The organism is Burkholderia sp. DN3021, from assembly GCF_049805555.1.
Taxonomy (GTDB): domain Bacteria; phylum Pseudomonadota; class Gammaproteobacteria; order Burkholderiales; family Burkholderiaceae; genus Burkholderia; species Burkholderia pyrrocinia_C.
This window is the reverse complement of sequence record NZ_JBNCAB010000094.1, coordinates 1-14,896: the sequence shown is the minus strand read 5'-3', so window position 1 is coordinate 14,896 and position 14,896 is coordinate 1. Positions and strand designations below refer to the sequence as shown.

The 14,896-nt window shown below is 68.0% G+C and carries 13 protein-coding genes and 1 pseudogene; 6 read left to right on the top strand and 8 right to left on the bottom strand.

Annotated elements, in window-relative coordinates:
• Positions 1-36 precede the first annotated feature (36 nt).
• From ACPUER_RS31005 to proC, 5 genes are all read left to right on the top strand, one after another.
• Positions 37-1,530: an FAD-linked oxidase C-terminal domain-containing protein gene (locus ACPUER_RS31005; protein ID WP_175962461.1), complete on the top strand. Its 1,494-nt coding sequence runs from the start codon at positions 37-39 to the stop codon at positions 1,528-1,530.
• 193 nt (positions 1,531-1,723) lie between these two features.
• Positions 1,724-2,812, top strand: a complete 1,089-nt coding sequence (gene glcE, locus ACPUER_RS31000; protein WP_425132967.1) for a glycolate oxidase subunit GlcE — start codon at positions 1,724-1,726, stop codon at positions 2,810-2,812.
• Positions 2,813-2,819: 7 nt separating this feature from the next.
• Entirely contained in the window at positions 2,820-4,046 is a 1,227-nt protein-coding gene (gene glcF, locus ACPUER_RS30995; protein ID WP_425132966.1) for a glycolate oxidase subunit GlcF, read from the top strand.
• Between the two features lie 103 nt (positions 4,047-4,149).
• On the top strand, positions 4,150-4,848 hold the full coding sequence (locus ACPUER_RS30990) for a YggS family pyridoxal phosphate-dependent enzyme (RefSeq protein ID WP_310138166.1): 699 nt from the start codon (positions 4,150-4,152) through the stop codon (positions 4,846-4,848).
• A 51-nt stretch (positions 4,849-4,899) separates the two neighbouring features.
• Positions 4,900-5,712 carry a pyrroline-5-carboxylate reductase gene (gene proC / locus ACPUER_RS30985; RefSeq protein ID WP_034182779.1) on the top strand — a complete coding sequence of 271 codons (813 nt, stop codon included), beginning with the start codon at positions 4,900-4,902 and terminating at the stop codon, positions 5,710-5,712.
• Positions 5,713-5,810: 98 nt separating this feature from the next.
• Here proC and ubiA read toward each other — a convergent pair whose 3' ends face one another.
• Together ubiA and ACPUER_RS30975 are read right to left on the bottom strand one after the other, a co-directional pair.
• Positions 5,811-6,674: a 4-hydroxybenzoate octaprenyltransferase gene (ubiA, locus tag ACPUER_RS30980; protein ID WP_310138169.1), complete on the bottom strand. Its 864-nt coding sequence runs from the start codon at positions 6,672-6,674 to the stop codon at positions 5,811-5,813.
• Positions 6,675-6,927: 253 nt separating this feature from the next.
• On the bottom strand, positions 6,928-7,836 hold the full coding sequence (locus tag ACPUER_RS30975) for a patatin-like phospholipase family protein (protein WP_425132965.1): 909 nt from the start codon (positions 7,834-7,836) through the stop codon (positions 6,928-6,930).
• On the opposite strand from ACPUER_RS30975, the gene ACPUER_RS30970 reads away from it, so the two are divergent.
• Positions 7,835-8,140, top strand: a complete 306-nt coding sequence (locus ACPUER_RS30970) for a hypothetical protein (protein WP_310138516.1) — start codon at positions 7,835-7,837, stop codon at positions 8,138-8,140. The genes ACPUER_RS30975 and ACPUER_RS30970 overlap by 2 nt on opposite strands.
• A 144-nt stretch (positions 8,141-8,284) precedes the next feature.
• Here the strand turns inward: ACPUER_RS30970 and ACPUER_RS30965 are convergent.
• From ACPUER_RS30965 to recG, 6 genes and pseudogenes are all read right to left on the bottom strand, one after another.
• Positions 8,285-8,400, bottom strand: a pseudogene (locus ACPUER_RS30965) (DNA starvation/stationary phase protection protein); the annotation flags it as partial.
• 122 nt (positions 8,401-8,522) lie between these two features.
• Positions 8,523-8,687, bottom strand: coding sequence for a hypothetical protein (locus tag ACPUER_RS30960; protein WP_175963050.1), 165 nt, complete (start codon positions 8,685-8,687; stop codon positions 8,523-8,525).
• A 102-nt stretch (positions 8,688-8,789) separates the two neighbouring features.
• Positions 8,790-10,976: a catalase/peroxidase HPI gene (gene katG / locus ACPUER_RS30955; RefSeq protein ID WP_425132964.1), complete on the bottom strand. Its 2,187-nt coding sequence runs from the start codon at positions 10,974-10,976 to the stop codon at positions 8,790-8,792.
• Between the two features lie 118 nt (positions 10,977-11,094).
• The gene (locus ACPUER_RS30950) at positions 11,095-11,223 is read right to left on the bottom strand and encodes a hypothetical protein (protein ID WP_279610727.1); all 129 of its coding nucleotides are present in this window, start codon (positions 11,221-11,223) and stop codon (positions 11,095-11,097) included.
• 394 nt (positions 11,224-11,617) lie between these two features.
• The gene (locus ACPUER_RS30945) at positions 11,618-12,577 is read right to left on the bottom strand and encodes a LysR substrate-binding domain-containing protein (RefSeq protein WP_034182776.1); all 960 of its coding nucleotides are present in this window, start codon (positions 12,575-12,577) and stop codon (positions 11,618-11,620) included.
• A 135-nt stretch (positions 12,578-12,712) separates the two neighbouring features.
• A partial coding sequence (recG, locus tag ACPUER_RS30940; protein WP_425132963.1) for an ATP-dependent DNA helicase RecG occupies positions 12,713-14,896 on the bottom strand: 2,184 nt, incomplete at its 5' end.

The following is a 14,896-nucleotide window of genomic DNA, read 5'->3' as shown; positions in this document are numbered from 1 at the left end:
CGGCGCGACATCGCGCCCGCTGCTGCAGGAGACTCCATGAACGCTCCCGTCGAACTGTCGAGCGCAGCACGCGCGCAGCGCCAGCGCGAAGTCGTACAGGCCCTGATGGCCGTGCTGCCGACGCACTGCCTGCTGTACCGCGACGAAGACACGGCGCCGTACGAATGCGACGGCCTGTCCGCCTACCGCCGCCTGCCGCTCGCGGTCGCGCTGCCCGAAACGGAATCGCAGGTGCAGCGGATCGTGCAGATCTGCCGCCGCATGGAAGTGCCGATCGTGCCCCGCGGCGCGGGCACGAGCCTGTCGGGCGGCGCGCTGCCGATCGCGCTCGGCGTCGTGCTGTCGCTCGCGCGCTTCACGCGCATCGTCGAAGTCGACCCGTACGCGCGCACGGCGATCGTGCAGCCAGGCGTGCGCAACCTCGCGATCTCGGAAGCCGCCGCGCCGTACGGCCTGTATTACGCACCCGATCCGTCGTCGCAGATCGCCTGCACGATCGGCGGCAACGTCGCGGAAAATTCCGGCGGTGTCCATTGCCTGAAATACGGGCTGACCGTGCACAACGTGATGCGCGTGCGCGCGGTGACGATCGACGGCGAGATCGTCGAGTTCGGCTCGCTCGCGCTCGACATGCCGGGCCTCGACCTGCTCGCCGTGATGATCGGCAGCGAAGGGATGTTCGCGATCGTCACCGAAGTCACGGTGCGGCTGATCCCGAAGCCGCAGACCGCACAACTCGTGATGGCGAGCTTCGACGACGTGGTCAAGGGCGGCGAGGCCGTCGCGGCGATCATCGCGTCGGGCATCATCCCGGCCGGGCTCGAGATGATGGACAAGCCGGCCACGCAGGCCGTCGAGGCGTTCACGCACGCGGGCTACGACCTCGACGCGAAGGCGATCCTGCTGTGCGAATCGGACGGCACGCCGGAAGAAGTCGCCGAAGAGATCGTGCGGATGACGGCCGTGCTGCGCGAGCACGGCGCGACGCGCATCCAGGTGTCGCGCAACGAACAGGAGCGGCTGCGCTACTGGTCGGGCCGCAAGAACGCGTTCCCGGCCGCCGGCCGTATTTCCGCCGACTATTACTGCATGGACGGCACCGTGCCGCGCCGCGCGATCGGCCCGCTGCTCGCGCGCATCGAGCAGCTCGAGACGCGCTACGGGCTGCGCTGCATCAACGTGTTCCATGCAGGCGACGGCAACATGCATCCGCTGATCCTGTACAACGCGAACGATCCGGACGAGCTGCGCCGCGCGGAAGAGTTCGGCGCGGAAATCCTCGAATGCTGCGTGGAATTCGGCGGCAGCGTGACGGGCGAGCACGGCGTCGGCATCGAGAAGCTCAATTCGATGTGCGTGCAGTTCTCGCCGCAGGAGCGCGACGCGTTCTTCGCGGTCAAGCGCGCATTCGATCCCGCGGGGCTGCTGAACCCCGACAAGGGCATCCCGACCCGCGCGCGCTGCGCCGAATACGGCCGCCAGCACGTGCGCGGCGGGCTGCTGCCGCACCCGGACCTGCCCCGATTCTGAGCGTCGCGCGGGGCGCGGCGCGCGACGTCGGCACGGCTCGCGCCGTGCTGCCGTGCCCGCGCGGCCCGCTCGGCCCGTTCGCGCGGCGGCGCGGGCATGCGGTCTGCAATACCGGGCTTAGGGATAGTCGCGATGTGGAATCCCGCCACCCCGGTACAATCGACCGAACAACAAGTCGAGGCAGCAACAGAACATGGAAGAGGACGACATCGTCGCCGGATGGGCCGAGCGCATCCGCGCGGCCAGCGCCGACGGCCGGCCGCTGCGGATTCGCGGCGGCGGCACCAAGGACTGGTACGGCCACGCGCTCGAGGGCGAAATACTCGACACGCGCGCGTTTCAGGGCATCGTGTCGTACGACCCGGCCGAACTCGTCGTCACGGTCCGCGCGGGCACGCCGCTCGCCGAGCTTGAAACCGTCCTCGCCGAGTGCAGCCAGATGCTGCCGTTCGAGCCGCCGCACTTCGGCTGCGCGGCCACTGTCGGCGGCTGCATCGCGGCGGGTCTCGCGGGCCCGCGCCGCGCTACCTGCGGCGCACCGCGCGATTTCGTGCTCGGTGTCACGCTGATGAACGGCCGCGGCGAGGTGCTGCGCTTCGGCGGTCAGGTCGTGAAGAACGTCGCCGGCTACGACGTGTCGCGGCTGATGGCCGGGTCGCTCGGCACGCTCGGGCTGATGCTCGACCTGTCGATCAAGGTGCTGCCGATGCCCGTCGCCGAAGTCACGCTGAAGTTCGAGATGACCGCGACCGACGCGGTACGCAAGCTCAACGAATGGGGCGGCCATCCGCTGCCCATCAGCGCGAGCGCGTGGCGCAACGGCACGCTCGTGCTGCGCCTGTCGGGCGCCGAAGCGGCCGTGAAATCCGCGAAGACGCTGCTCGGCGGCGAAGTCGTCGACGCGGTCGAAGCCGAACGCTTCTGGGCCGGCCTGCGCGAGCATACCGACCCGTTCTTCAACGGCATTCCGCCCGGCTATGCGCTGTGGCGCCTCGCACTGCCGTCGATCACCGAGCCGATGCACTTGCCCGGCACCCAGCTGATGGAATGGGGCGGCGCGCAGCGCTGGTGGATCACCGACGCCGATGCGCAGACCGTGCGCATGAGCGCGAAGCAGGCCGGCGGCCACGCGACGCTGTTCCGCGCGGGCGACACGTACGACCGCAGCGCGGGCGTGTTCACGCCGCTGCCCGCCCCGATGATGAAAATCCACCGCGGGCTGAAGGCCGCGTTCGATCCCGCGCGCATCTTCAACCGCGGCCGGCTCTACCCCGATCTCTGAGGGCTCGATGCAAACGAACCTCGCCGATTTCATCCGCAACACGCCCGACGGCGACGAGGCCGACGCGATCCTGCGCAAGTGCGTGCATTGCGGGTTCTGCACCGCGACCTGCCCGACCTATCAACTGCTCGGCGACGAACTCGACGGCCCGCGCGGGCGCATCTACCTGATCAAGCAGATGGTCGAAGGCGCGACCGTCACGCGCAGCACGCAGCAGCATCTCGACCGCTGCCTGACGTGCCGAAGCTGCGAGACGACCTGCCCTTCCGGCGTCCAGTACGGCCGGCTCGTCGAGATCGGCCGCAAGCACGTCGAGGCGCAGGTGCGGCGCCCCGTGCAGCAGCGGATAGTGCGCCGCGTGCTCGCGAGCCTCGTGCCGAACGCTGCGCTGTTCTCGCCGGTGATGCGGCTCGGCCAGCACGTGCGGCCGCTGCTGCCGAAGCGGCTGCGCGACAAGGTGCCGCCGCGCACGCGGCTGCTCGAATGGCCGCACCGCACGCATACGCGCAAGATGCTGATGCTCGGCGGCTGCGTGCAGCCGTCGATGCTGCCGAACATCAACATCGCGACCGCGCGCGTGCTCGACGCGCTCGGCATCGAGACGGTCGTCGCGCCCGACGCGGGCTGCTGCGGCGCGATCCGCCTGCACCTGAACTATCACGACGAGGCGCTCGACGACGCGCGCCGCAACATCGACGCATGGTGGCCCCATGTCGAACAAGGCGCCGAGGCGATCGTGATGAACGCGTCCGGCTGCGGCGCGACGGTGCTCGAATACGCGCACCTGCTGCGCGACGACCCGGCCTACGCGGAGAGGGCGCAGCGCATCGTCTCGCTGACGCGCGACATCTCCGACGTGCTGCTCGCATTCGAGGCCGAGCTCGCGACGCTCGCACGGCGCCGCGCGATCCACACAGTCGCGTACCACCCGCCGTGCACGCTGCAGCATGGGCAGCAGTCGCGCGGCAAGGTCGAACGCCTGCTCGAGACGCTCGGCATCGACGTGCGGCTGCCGGCCGACAGCCATCTGTGCTGCGGCTCGGCCGGCACCTATTCGCTGACGCAGCCGTCGCTGTCGTACCGGTTGCGCAAGCAGAAACTGCAGAAGCTGCAGGCGCTCGAACCGCAGATGATCGTGTCCGGCAACATCGGCTGCATCGCGCACCTGCAGAGCGGCACGCAGATTCCGGTCGTGCACTGGATCCAGCTCGTCGAGCATTTGCTGTACGGCTGAGGCGGGCTGCGCGCGCGGCGTCCGTATAATGGGCGGATCGATGCGCCGCGTGCCGCGGCGCATCGGCTTCATGCCCGCTTCCGTGCCTGTCTTCGCGCCCGTCATGTCCGATCTCGCCGCCCGTCTCGAATCCGTTCATCGCCGCATCGCCAACGCCGCCCGCGCGGCCGGCCGCGATCCCGCCACCGTGTCGCTGCTCGCCGTCTCGAAGACGTTTCCCGCCGACGACGTACGCGCCGCGCACGCAGCCGGGCAACACGCATTCGGCGAAAACTACGTGCAGGAATCGATCGACAAGATCGACGCGCTCGCCGATCTGCGCGCGTCGCTCGAATGGCATTTCATCGGGCCGCTGCAATCGAACAAGACGCGCCCGGTCGCCGAGCGCTTCGACTGGGTCCATTCGGTCGACCGGCTGAAGATCGCGCAGCGCCTGTCGGAACAACGCCCCGCGCACCTGCCGCCGCTCAACGTATGCGTGCAGGTCAACATCAGCGGCGAGGCGTCGAAGAGCGGCGTCGCGCCGGCCGACGTGGCCGACGTCGCGCACGCGGTCGCCGCGCTGCCGTCGCTGCGGCTGCGCGGCCTGATGGCGATCCCCGAACCGGCCGGCGATATCGAAGCGCAACGCGCACCGCATCGCGCACTGCGCGCGCTGTTCGACGCATTGCGTGACGGCGGCCTGCCGCTCGACACGTTGTCGATGGGCATGTCCGCCGATCTCGACGCGGCCGTGCTCGAAGGCGCGACGATCGTGCGCGTCGGCACCGCGATCTTCGGCGCGCGCGATTATTCGCACTGAGCGCGGCGCCCTTTCCGCCTTTCCGTTCACTCACTCGCTCAATCGGACATCATGAAAATCGCATTCATCGGCGGCGGCAACATGGCCGCGGCCCTGATCGGCGGCCTGATCAAGCGCGGCGTCGCCGCTGAAGGCCTGTATGCCATCGACATCAACGAGGACGTGCGCGCGCGCGCCGCGCAGCAATTCGGCGTGCGTACCGGCGCGGCCGTCGACGCGACGCTCGCCGATTACGACGCGGTCGTGCTCGCGGTGAAACCGCAGGTACTGAAGGACGTCGCGCAGGCGCTCGCGCCGCACCTGAAGTCGCAGCTCGTGATCAGCATCGCGGCCGGCATTCGCGGCACGGACCTCGCGCGCTGGCTCGGCGACTATGCCCGCGTCGTGCGCACGATGCCGAACACGCCTGCTCTCGTCGGTATGGGCGTGACGGGCCTCGCCGCGCTGCCGGGCGTCGACGCGGCAGGCCGCGAACTCGCATCGAACGTGCTTGGCGCGGTCGGCGAGATCGTATGGTTCGACGACGAATCGCAGCTCGACGCCGTCACGGCCATTTCGGGCAGCGGCCCCGCATACGTGTTCTATTTCATCGAAGCGCTGCAGGAAGCCGCGCGCCGCCTCGGCATGAACGACGAACAGGGTCGCGCGCTCGCGGTCGCGACGTTCGCGGGCGCCGCGCAGCTCGCCGCGCAATCGGGCGAACCGGCGAGCGTGCTGCGCGAGCGCGTGACGTCGAAGGGCGGCACGACGGCCGCCGCGCTCGCGTCGTTCGACGCGCAGGGCGTGAAGGAAGCGATCGTGCGCGGCGCGCTCGCGGCCGAGGCACGCGCGAAGGAAATGGGCGACGAGCTCGGCCGCGCATAAGCGCGCCCGTCGTGCCGGCTGCCCTGGCACCGGACGTAAAAAAAAGCGGCCATCGGGCCGCTTTTTTATTGGCAATGCGCGCCGGCGCACGGCTTCGTTCAGTTGCCGGCCAGCAGGTAATGCACGGCAATCCCCGCGAACAGCACGCCGCCGAGCCAGTTGTTGTGCCGGAACGCCGCGAAGCACGGCATCCGTTCGCGGTCCTTGATCAGCGTGTAGTGATACAGCGCGCAGCCGAGCGCCGCAGCCCATCCGGCCCAGTACGCCAGGCCGAAACCGAGCGTCACGCCGATCCACACGTAGATGCCGAGCGTCGCCGCATAACACGCCATCACCGCCGCGACGTCGAAGCGGCCGAACGTCAGCGCGGACGTGCGGATGCCGATCTTGATGTCGTCGTCGCGATCGACCATCGCGTATTCGGTGTCGTACGCGACCGACCAGAAAATGTTCGCGACCAGCATCACCCACGCGATCGCCGGCACCGTGTCCTGCACGGCCGCGAACGCCATCGGAATGCCGAAACCGAACGCGATGCCGAGATACGCCTGCGGAATCGCGAAGAAGCGCTTCATGAACGGGTACGAGCCCGCGACGAACAGCGCGACGACGGACAGCTCCTTCGTCAGCGTGTTCAGCGGCAGGATCAGCAGGAACGCGATGAACGACAGCCCGACCGCGATCGCGACGGCTTCCCATGCGCGGATCTTGCCCGACGTCAGCGGCCGGTCGGCCGTGCGCTTCACGTGACGGTCGAAATCGCGGTCGGCGTAATCGTTCATCGCGCAGCCGGCCGAGCGCATCAGCAACGTGCCGAGCGTGAAGATCACGAGCAGCGGCCAGCGCGGGTGGCCATCCGACGCGATCCACAGCGCATTGAGCGTCGGCCAGAGCAGCAGCAGGCTGCCGATCGGCTTGTCCATCCGGACGAGCCGCAGATACAGGGGAAAGCGGGCAAGCATGGCGAAGCACCGGGAAGAGAATCCCGGCATTTTAGAGCCGAGCGGCGCTTCGCGTCATGTCGGCGCGGGCCGCAGCCGGCCGCAGCCGTGCGCGGACCGGCCGCCGCGGCCCGCTGCATATGGCCGCGCCGCGATGCACGTATATCAAGGGACAGATTCGAAGCGAACGCGGATCGAGCCGTTCGGCACAGCGGCCGCGGTTTGGCCCGATACGGGCGGATCGGCCCGGGTCCGTGCCTGCGTCGGGCGGGCTCTACGCACCGACATCGCAGGTCGGCCGCTGAGCCGAGTGCGTGTGCTCGTGCAGCGCACCCGGAATGAACGTCTGTTCGAGGCCGCCATCGCCGAGCCACGCGCGGGTCCGTTCGGCCGCGAGGTCGATCAAGTCCTTGCACCGGGTGTAATCGTACGGCGAGACGTCGAGCGGACATAACGGCGGCACGACGCAAATCGTGGCGCGACTTTGGTAGAACTCGAGATCGCGCACGAGCTGGCGTGCGATCACGAGCGTCAGCGCATGCATTGCCTGCGCGATTGCGCTTCCCGGTGGCTTGCGCAACGCGCACGCGAAGCCGGCCGGCAGCACGACGATGCGCGTCGCGCCCCGCGCGACGGCAATCGAGATCGGCGTATTGTTCGCGACGCCGCCATCGACCATCAGTCGATCGTCGATCCGTACCGGCGGGAACACGCCCGGGATCGCCGCGCTGGCGAGCACGGCGTCGACGACGAGGCCAAACGAAAGCACGATTTCGTTGCCGCTGAGCATGTCGGTCGCGACGACGTGCAGCGGCAGCGACGCGCGCTCCACGTACCGATACCGCAGATGCCTTTCCAGCAGCATTCGCAGCGCGGTCGCCTCGACGAGGTGTGCGCGGTTCTGCAGAACCGTCCTTAACAGGCCGAGCATCGAAAACGGCATGATGTCGCGCCGACGGATGTTGCACCACAGCGCTTCGAGCTTTGCGACGCCGTCTCCGTCGGGCTGCCCGGCGAAATACGCGGCGTTGATCGCGCCGGCGGAAGCGCCGACCACGAAGTCGGGCCGTTCACCGTGATTGAGCAGTTCGCGCAGCATGCCCACCTCGATCGCACCGAGGCTGCCCCCGCCTGCAAAGACGAACGCGGTCCGTTCCGGACGCGCGCTTCGATCGAGAGCCATGGTTGTCTCCCGTACCGGGCCGGTAGAGAAGGATGAACGCCGAAGTCTGCGATACAGATTCGCACAAATCAGCGGGCTGCTCAATGGAGATCATGCCGGCTCCGGTCAACGGCGCGCGAAGCCGCCGAGACACGACGCTCGTACCGACGAGCAGCCGGATGACGCAATTCCGCTCCCCGAATCATGCGTGTATGGCGTCGACGACGGAGCCGGTTTGACCGCGCAGAAATACGAGCTGGAAACGGCGATGTGGAAACTCGACCGTTGTGATGGTCTTGATCGACCAGAACTGTCGCCTGAATAGGCAGCGCCCCCATATCGGCAGTATCGAGATATGGTGCCGTCTTGTGCGCAGATCGTCAGAAATAGCCCCCGGCACCGCAAACTTACGGCCGGAACGTTGGTTTGCAGCGCTCGTCGGCAGCGCAATCGTGCGTACCACAAGGGCCTTCAGGTATGGCGAGGACGTATCGGCCAGCAGGCGAGACGACCGTGCGCGATTTTCCCGTGGTCCTTGTCGCTGATGCCGATCCTGATCTGCGTGGCATTACCTTTCCCGGCCATCTTCAGGATTCCTCACCCATCGCGTTGAACCGGCGAACATGTATCGGGCAATCCGTGTGCCGCCCGCTTGCGGCATCCGTATGCGGCTCGCCCCGTGCAGCGTCGTGCGAAAAACCGCGCGCTCAGTTGCCCGCAACCGGCGCGAATGCGTGCAGTGCCTGCGCGACCAGCACGGCAGCACCGCCGCCGGCGATCGCAAAGCCGACGAAGCGCCGCACGATCGCGGCCGGCGCCCGTGTCACCGGCGCCGCGAACGCGGCGCGCATGTCCAGCATCATTTGCGTCATGGTCGTCACTCCTTCGACAAGACATCGGTTCCAGAAGAAACGGCCGGTCGTTCGACCGGCCGTTCCGCGTTACTGCATCACCGCATCAGGATGCGGCCAGGCTCATGCGAGATCGAAGCGGTCGAGGTTCATCACCTTGTTCCAGGCCGCGACGAAGTCGCGTGCGAACTTCTCCTTCGCATCCGCGCTGCCGTACACCTCGGCCAGCGCGCGCAGTTGCGCATGCGAGCCGAAGATCAGGTCGACGCGCGTGCCCGTCCACTTGACCTTGCCCGTCGCACGATCGCGCCCTTCGAACACGTCGTTCGCGGCCGACACCGGCTTCCACTCCGTGCCCATGTCGAGCAGGTTCACGAAGAAGTCGTTCGTCAGCGTTTCCGGACGGTCGGTGAACACGCCGTGCTTCGCATCGCCGACGTTCGCGCCGAGCACGCGCAGGCCGCCGACGAGCACCGTCATCTCGGGTGCGCTCAGCGTCAGCAGTTGCGCCTTGTCGACCAGCAGCGCCTCGGCCGGCGTCTTGTACGCATGCTTCAGGAAGTTGCGGAAACCATCCGCCAGCGGCTCGAGCACGGCCATCGCGTCGACGTCGGTCTGCTCCTGCGTCGCATCCGCGCGGCCCGGTGCGAACGGCACCGTCACCGCCACGCCCGCATTCTTCGCGGCCTGCTCGACGCCGGCCGCACCGGCCAGCACGATCAGGTCGGCGAGCGACACCTTCTTGCCGCCCGTCTGCGCGTCGTTGAACGCCTTCTGCACGCCTTCAAGCGTCGCGAGCACCTTCGCGAGTTCAGCCGGCTGGTTCACTTCCCAGTCCTTCTGCGGCGCGAGGCGGATGCGCGCACCGTTCGCGCCGCCGCGCTTGTCCGAACCGCGGAACGTCGCAGCCGACGCCCATGCGGTCGACACGAGCTGCGACACCGACAGGCCCGATGCGAGCACCTTCGCCTTCAGCGCCGCGACGTCGGCGTCGTCGATCAGCTTGTGGTCGACGGCCGGGATCGGGTCCTGCCACAGCAGATGTTCCGCCGGCACGTCCGGGCCGAGATAACGCGCACGCGGCCCCATGTCGCGGTGCGTGAGCTTGAACCATGCACGCGCGAACGCGTCGGCCAACTCGGCCGGGTTCTCGTAGAAGCGGCGCGCGATCTTTTCGTACGCCGGATCGAAACGCAGCGACAGGTCGGTCGTCAGCATCGTCGGGCGGTGCTTCTTCGACGCGTCGTACGCATCCGGAATCACGTCGCCGGCATCCTTCGCGACCCACTGGTGCGCGCCGGCCGGGCTCTTCGTGAGCTCCCACTCATAGCTGAACAGGTGCTTGAAGAAGTCGTTGCTCCACTTCGTCGGCGTCGACGTCCACGTGACTTCGAGGCCGCTCGTGATCGCGTCGGCACCCTTGCCTGTGCCGAACGAGCTCTTCCAGCCGAGACCCTGCTGCTCGAGGCCCGCGGCTTCCGGCTCGGGGCCGACGTTCGATGCCGGGCCGGCGCCGTGCGTCTTGCCGAACGTGTGACCGCCGGCGATCAGCGCGACCGTCTCTTCGTCGTTCATCGCCATCCGCGCGAACGTCTCGCGGATGTCGTGCGCGGCGGCGACCGGGTCGGGGTTGCCGTCCGGGCCTTCCGGGTTCACGTAGATGAGGCCCATCTGCACGGCGGCGAGCGGGCTTTCGAGGTCGCGCTTGCCCGAGTAGCGGCTGTTCGGGCCGCCGCTCAGTTCCAGCCAGATCTTTTCCGAGCCCCAGTAGACGTCGTCCGGTTCCCACGTGTCGACGCGGCCGCCGCCGAAACCGAAGGTCTTGAAGCCCATCGATTCGAGCGCGACGTTGCCGGTCAGGATCATCAGGTCGGCCCACGAGATGTTGCGGCCGTACTTCTGCTTGATCGGCCACAGCAGCCGGCGCGCCTTGTCGAGGCTCACGTTGTCCGGCCAGCTGTTGAGCGGCGCGAAGCGCTGCTGCCCGCCGCCCGCGCCGCCGCGGCCGTCGGCCGTGCGGTACGTGCCGGCGCTGTGCCAGGCCATGCGGATGAACAGGCCGCCGTAGTGGCCGAAATCGGCCGGCCACCAGTCCTGCGATGTCGTCATCAGCGCGTGCAGGTCCTTCTTCACTGCCGCGAGGTCCAGCTTCTTGAACGCCTCGGCGTAGTCGAAATCCTTGTCCATCGGATCGGACAGCGCCGAGTGCCGGTGCAGGATGTCCAGGTTCAACTGATTCGGCCACCAGTCCTTGTTCGTTGCGCCGGCGCCGGTGGCGTGGTTGAACGGGCACTTCGTTTCGTTCGACATGCGTTTTCTCCTTGGCTTGCTCGTATGCCTCCACCTGCTCGCTCCGGCAGCGTGCCGGGCGGTCTGTGGAGTGTCATTGCGGGGATAGGAAACGGAACAGGTAGATCCTCCTGTCGTACTACGGGATGTCGTGCGTGGCCTTCGCCGTGTGTTCCCGCCGCGAGGCGCCGCAGGCGGGGCGCTCGGGGAACCGGCTACCGGCAGGCACTTTGCCGGTGATGCGCGTGGTCTTCCAGCTTTCGGACATGCGATGCTCGTTCATGGCTTGACGGCGAGTGCAGCGGGCGCACACGGGACCGGCATGCGGCGACGTTCATCCACCATACACACGGTCCGCCAGATACGCGAACGCAATCGGGCGCAGGCCGCGAACCGCAACCCTGGCGCGATGTACGACCTCGTCGCGCGACGGGATGTTCCGCTGCGCGTGCTGCAATACCGACCGCATCATGACATCCTCCTCTGGCGCTTGCATTCAGCGTGCAAATCGAACGTCGACACGACGCCGATCCATGTAGAGAATTCTATGCAAATCTATTGATTATTTTAATTTAATTAATTTCATCTATGCGATAGAGAAAAATAAACGGAGTCGCAAGACCCCGTTCATCGTGTTGTCATGCACGCATGCCGCGGCTCGGTCAGTTCATCGTCGCCGGCATGTCGAGCTTCGCGACGCCCGGCAGTTCGCATGCGGAAATCGCATCGCTGATCGCGTCGATCGCGGGCATCCGCGTGAAGCTCTTGCGCCACACGAGCACCACGCGGCGGTCGGGCACCGGCTCGTGGAACGGCACGTACGACAGCAACTCGGCATCGGGGCCGTTCGCGCGCGGGCCGACCTCGGTGACCGACATCCGCGGCAGCACGGTGATGCCGACGCCGCTCGCGACCATGTGGCGGATCGTCTCCAGCGACGAGCCCTCGAAGGTCTTCTGGATGCCGTCGGCCGTCTGCGAGAAGCGCATCAGCTCCGGGCACACGCCGAGCACGTGATCGCGGAAGCAGTGGCCGTTGCCGAGCAGCAGCATGGTTTCCTGCTTCAGGTCCTCGGCATCGATTTCCTCGCGCTTCTCCCACGGATGGCCGGCCGGCAGCGCGACGACGAACGGCTCGTCGTACAGCGGGCGCACCATCAGGCCGGTTTCCGGGAACGGCAGCGCCATGATCGCGGCGTCGATCTCGCCCTGCTTCAGCAGTTCGAGCAGCTTCAGCGTGTAGTTCTCCTGCAGCATCAGCGGCATCTGCGGGACACGCTGGATCATCTGCTTGACGAGCGTCGGCAGCAGGTACGGCCCGATCGTGTAGATCACGCCGAGACGGAACGGGCCGACAAGCGGGTCCTTGCCCTGCTTCGCGATCTCCTTGATCGCGAAGGTCTGCTCGAGCACGCGCTGCGCCTGCGTGACGATCTGGTCGCCGATCGGCGTCACGCTCACTTCGCTCGCGCCGCGCTCGAAAATCTGCACGTTGAGCTCGTCTTCGAGCTTCTTGATCGCCACCGACAGCGTCGGCTGGCTCACGAAGCATGCTTCGGCCGCGCGGCCGAAATGCCGCTCGCGCGCGACCGCGACGATGTATTTCAATTCAGTCAGCGTCATTGTGGGTCAATCAGAGATATACATGCGATAGGTTTAATTTATACACCCTCTGGCACCGGTTCGCCAAGTTTCTCTGCATCGCGATGCGTCGATTGACGGTTTTGGCGGCTCAGGATCCGGCCCCAAACCGGTGTATCAGGCCTTCAGGTACTGCTCGCGAGCGCCGAGCCAGCGCGCGAGATGCTGCGTGACGACGTCGGGGTACGCGGCGATCAGTCGCGTTGCGGCCTCGCGGGCCGGATCGATCAGCCAGCCGTCGGTCTCGAGGTTCGCGAAGCGCAGCATCGCCGCGCCCGACTGGCGCGCGCCGAGGAATTCGCCGGGGCCGCGGATTTCGAGGTCGCGCCGCGCGATCTCGAAGCCGTCGGTCGTCTCGCGCATCGTCTTGAGCCGCTCGCGACCGGTAATCGACAGCGGCCCCGTGTACAGCAGCACGCACACCGACGCCGCGGTGCCGCGCCCGACGCGGCCGCGCAACTGGTGCAGCTGCGCGAGGCCGAAGCGCTCCGCGTGCTCGATCACCATCAGCGACGCGTTCGGCACGTCGACGCCGACTTCGATCACGGTCGTCGCGACCAGCAGCTGCACGTCGTTGCGCGTGAACGCTTCCATCACGGCCGCCTTGTCGGCCGGCGACAGCCGGCCGTGCACGAGCCCGACCTTCAGCTCGGGAAGCGCCGCGGCGAGCGTCTCGTAGGTTTCGACGGCCGTCTGCAGCTGCAGCGTCTCGCTCTCCTCGATCAGCGGGCACACCCAGTACACCTGGCGCCCCGTCAGCGCGGCCTCGCGCACCCGGGCGATCACCTCCTCGCGCCGCGCGTCGCCGACGAGGCGCGTCAGCACGGGCGTGCGGCCCGGCGGCAGCTCGTCGATCGTCGAGACTTCGAGATCGGCGTAATACGTCATCGCGAGCGTGCGCGGAATCGGCGTGGCCGACATCATCAACTGGTGCGGCTGGAAATCGCGCGCGCCGTTGGCCGCGTTCGCGGCCTTCGCGCGCAGCGCGAGACGCTGCTCGACGCCGAAGCGGTGCTGCTCGTCGACGATCACGAGGCCGAGCCGCGCGAATTCGACCGTGTCCTGGATGATCGCGTGCGTGCCGATCACGAGCTGCGCGGTGCCGAGCGCGGCCGCCTCGATCGCCGCGCGCTTCTCCTTCGCCTTCAGGCTGCCCGCCAGCCACGCAACCGTGACGCCGAGCGGCTCGAGCCATGCGCGCAGCTTGCGCGCGTGCTGTTCCGCGAGGATTTCGGTGGGCGCCATCAGCGCGGCCTGGTAGCCGGCGTCGATCGCCTGCGTGGCGGCCAGCGCCGCGACGACCGTCTTGCCGCTGCCGACGTCGCCCTGCAGCAGGCGCTGCATCGGGTGCGCGAGCGTGAGGTCGTGCGCGATCTCGTCGACGACGCGCGACTGCGCGCCGGTCAGCGTGAACGGCAGCGCCGCGTAGAGCCGCGTCGTCAGCGCGTCGGCATCGCTCGCGGTGCGGCGCGGCATCGCGGGCGCCGCGCGCGTGCGGCGCTCCTCGTGCGCGCGCTTGAGCGACAGTTGCTGCGCGAGCAGCTCCTCGAACTTGATGCGCGTCCACGCCGGATGCGAGCCGTCCATCAGCGCGGCTTCGTCGGAATCGACGCCCGGGTGGTGCAGGATGCGCACGGCCTGCTCGAGCGACGGCACGCCGAGCGGCCGCAGGTACGCGCGATCGATCTCGGGCGGCAGCAGCTCGGGCAGCGGCGTGCGCTCGACCGCGTTCTCGATCGCCTTGCGCAGATAGGCCTGCGACACGCCGGCCGTACTCGGATAGACGGGCGTGAGCACCTGCGGCAGCGGCGTATCCGCGTCGACGACGCGCACCGCCGGATGCACCATCTCCATCCCGAAGAAGCCGCCGCGCACGTCGCCGCGCACGCGCAGCCGCTGGCCGACGGCCATCTGCTTGACCTGCGAGCCGTAGAAATTCAGGAAGCGCAGCACGAGGTGCTCGCCGTCGTCGTCCTGGATCTTCACGACGAGCTGGCGGCGCGGCCGGTACGCGACCTCGTTGTCGAACACGACGCCTTCGGTCTGCGCGATGCCGCCCGGCAGCAGTTCGCCGATCGGCGTCAGCGTGGTTTCGTCCTCGTAGCGCATCGGCAGATGCAGCACGAGATCGATCGAGCGCGTGAGGCCGAGCTTCGCGAGCTTGTCGACGGTCTTCACGGGCTTGTCGGCGGCCGCCTTCTTCTTGCGCTTCGCGCCGGTTGCGCCCGCTTCGTCGCTCACGGCGTCGGGCGCGGCGGCGGCCGGCTGCGCGAGCCGCCCGTCGGCGCCGCGCTTCGGGCC

Excerpts from the sequence above, each read along its gene's own strand:
- ACPUER_RS31005 (WP_175962461.1), top strand. The coding sequence starts at position 37 with ATGAACGCTCCCGTCGAACTGTCGAGCGCAGCACGCGCGCAGCGCCAG.
- glcE (WP_425132967.1), top strand. The coding sequence starts at position 1,724 with ATGGAAGAGGACGACATCGTCGCCGGATGGGCCGAGCGCATCCGCGCG.
- glcF (WP_425132966.1), top strand. The coding sequence starts at position 2,820 with ATGCAAACGAACCTCGCCGATTTCATCCGCAACACGCCCGACGGCGAC.
- ACPUER_RS30990 (WP_310138166.1), top strand. The coding sequence starts at position 4,150 with ATGTCCGATCTCGCCGCCCGTCTCGAATCCGTTCATCGCCGCATCGCC.
- proC (WP_034182779.1), top strand. The coding sequence starts at position 4,900 with ATGAAAATCGCATTCATCGGCGGCGGCAACATGGCCGCGGCCCTGATC.
- ubiA (WP_310138169.1), bottom strand. The coding sequence starts at position 6,674 with ATGCTTGCCCGCTTTCCCCTGTATCTGCGGCTCGTCCGGATGGACAAG.
- ACPUER_RS30970 (WP_310138516.1), top strand. The coding sequence starts at position 7,835 with ATGGTTGTCTCCCGTACCGGGCCGGTAGAGAAGGATGAACGCCGAAGT.
- ACPUER_RS30975 (WP_425132965.1), bottom strand. The coding sequence starts at position 7,836 with ATGGCTCTCGATCGAAGCGCGCGTCCGGAACGGACCGCGTTCGTCTTT.
- ACPUER_RS30960 (WP_175963050.1), bottom strand. The coding sequence starts at position 8,687 with ATGACGCAAATGATGCTGGACATGCGCGCCGCGTTCGCGGCGCCGGTG.
- katG (WP_425132964.1), bottom strand. The coding sequence starts at position 10,976 with ATGTCGAACGAAACGAAGTGCCCGTTCAACCACGCCACCGGCGCCGGC.
- ACPUER_RS30950 (WP_279610727.1), bottom strand. The coding sequence starts at position 11,223 with ATGTCCGAAAGCTGGAAGACCACGCGCATCACCGGCAAAGTGCCTGCC.
- ACPUER_RS30945 (WP_034182776.1), bottom strand. The coding sequence starts at position 12,577 with ATGACGCTGACTGAATTGAAATACATCGTCGCGGTCGCGCGCGAGCGG.